This window comes from Candidatus Similichlamydia epinepheli (assembly GCF_003056015.1).
In genome coordinates, this window is sequence record NZ_PPEU01000112.1 from 1 (window position 1) to 1,872 (window position 1,872).

Below are 1,872 nucleotides of genomic sequence, written 5' to 3' on the forward strand. Positions count from 1 at the left end.
ATCTATTCCCGGGATTACATCTAAGAAAGCTGATCATGTGCATCGAGCTTGGAAGGAACAACGTGATTTATGTAACTTAATGATTTTTTGTCAGAAAGTTGGTCTTTCAACCAATCACTCCAGAAAGATTTATGAGAAATGGGGAGCGCGTTCTGAGGAGATTATTCGTGACAACCCCTACCTACTTATACGTGAAATTTGGGGATTTGGTTTTAAGAGAGCGGATCAAATTGCTAATAATCTTGAACTTGCACCTGACTCTCCAATTAGGATTCAAGCTTCTTACGAAGCCGTTGTAACACAAGGCTACCAAGAAGGTCACACATGTTTCTCTAGGCAACAACTCATAAAGGGAGCATTAAACCTTCTTCGAATTCCCTCACAAAGCATTGTAGAGATTCATCTTGACCATCTTTTGAAAGAGGGGCGTCTAGTACAGTTTAATAAGGAGGGTGATCTAGGTGAGGAGCCTTTCATTTGGAGTGCACAAGCGTATCGAACTGAGGAGAACATTGCAGCTCAATTAGACCGTTTGATTTGCTCTCCTTCTCGAGTACCTTCATTTGACATAGAATCTTCTGGAGTGATTGGTTGAAAGACCAACTTTCTGACAAAAAATCATTAAGTTACATAAATCACGTTGTTCCTTCCAAGCTCGATGCACATGATCAGCTTTCTTAGATGTAATCCCGGGAATAGATACAAGACGGTCAGGATGATGATCTAAAATTGAGGAAGTCTCTAGTCCAAAAGAATTAATGATTTTCTTAGCTAAGACTGGACCAATGCCAGGCAAATTCCCACTTCCTAAGAAGATTTCCAATTCATGTAGGTCATTTGTCGGAACTTCCATCCAAAAAGAAGCCACAACAAATTGATCTCCATAAGGAATAGATTTTTTCCATTCTCCTTCACAAGAGAGACGTTGCCCAACGGAAAGGCCCGATAAAGGGCCAACCAATGTGGCAATAGTTTGATCGGGAAGCTGAAGTCGAAGCACGGAAAAAAGACCCTTGGGGTCTTCATACGTTATGCGAAGAACTATTCCAGAAAGAGTAGAGCTAGAAGAAAACATATAAAACACTCCGGATGCAAGACTCGAACTTGCGACCAATGGATTAACAGTCCACTGCTCTACCAACTGAGCTAATCCGGAATAGAAAACCAGACGCAGATTCTACTCTGAGCCTGGAATTCATGTAAAATCAATGATTTAATACCATCTCCACAATCTTGTTCTTTTGAAGAAGATGGAGTAGGTAGATCGGTTACTGTTGCCTCAGTTGTAAGAATCATTGAAGCTTGTGCTTCAGCATTGCGTAAAGCCATCACTACAACCTTTTTGGGGTCAATGACGCCGCTAACTACTAAATCTTCAAATTGATCAGTTCTAGCATTGTAACCGAAATTACCTTCTAAGCTTTCAACTTTTTGCAGCACAACAGCACTCTTCTTCCCAGCATTCTCTGCAATTTGGAGAATCGGAGCCTCAAGAGACCTTAGAAGAATTTCTACTCCTAATTTCTCGTCACCTGAGCACTTGGGAGGAGACTTTCTAACTTTCTGAGCGGCACGAAGAAGCGCTGTACCACCACCAGGCAAGATGCCCTCAGCTACTGCAGCCTTCGTTGCTTCAAGCGCATCAACGATTCTGTCCTTTCGCTCTTTCATCTCTACCTCAGTAGCTCCACCAACGTAGATGACTGCAACACCGCCAGAAAAGTGCCCTAACTCAGTTTGGAGATTGTCCCTTGTGTAAGAAGATGTTGCTTCATGGAGCTCTAGACGAATCTGTTCTCTTCTTGCTTCAATCTCTTTTTTGCAACCTTTGCCGTCCACAACAACTCATAAAGGGAGCATTAAACCTTCTTC

Annotated in this window: 3 protein-coding genes and 1 tRNA gene; 1 reads left to right on the plus strand and 3 read right to left on the minus strand. The window is 42.2% G+C overall.

The features are described from left to right. Positions 1 to 595 (plus strand): helix-hairpin-helix domain-containing protein (locus GCCT14_RS04630; RefSeq protein WP_275655991.1); only part of this gene is annotated, 595 nt, incomplete at its 5' end. On the opposite strand, the gene GCCT14_RS04635 is transcribed toward GCCT14_RS04630, so the two are convergent. From GCCT14_RS04635 to GCCT14_RS04645, 3 genes are all read right to left on the minus strand, one after another. Then, positions 560 to 1,075, minus strand: a complete 516-nt coding sequence (locus GCCT14_RS04635) for a helix-hairpin-helix domain-containing protein (protein ID WP_108624419.1) — start codon at positions 1,073 to 1,075, stop codon at positions 560 to 562. The two genes, GCCT14_RS04630 and GCCT14_RS04635, sit on opposite strands and share 36 nt — an antisense overlap. Positions 1,076 to 1,083: 8 nt before the next feature. Further along, positions 1,084 to 1,156, minus strand: a tRNA-Asn gene (locus tag GCCT14_RS04640). Continuing rightward, positions 1,147 to 1,839, minus strand: coding sequence for a TCP-1/cpn60 chaperonin family protein (locus GCCT14_RS04645; protein ID WP_108624420.1), 693 nt, complete (start codon positions 1,837 to 1,839; stop codon positions 1,147 to 1,149). Before GCCT14_RS04645 ends, GCCT14_RS04640 begins: the two co-directional genes overlap by 10 nt. Positions 1,840 to 1,872 lie beyond the last annotated feature (33 nt).

Excerpts from the sequence above, each read along its gene's own strand:
- GCCT14_RS04635 (WP_108624419.1), bottom strand. The coding sequence starts at position 1,075 with ATGTTTTCTTCTAGCTCTACTCTTTCTGGAATAGTTCTTCGCATAACG.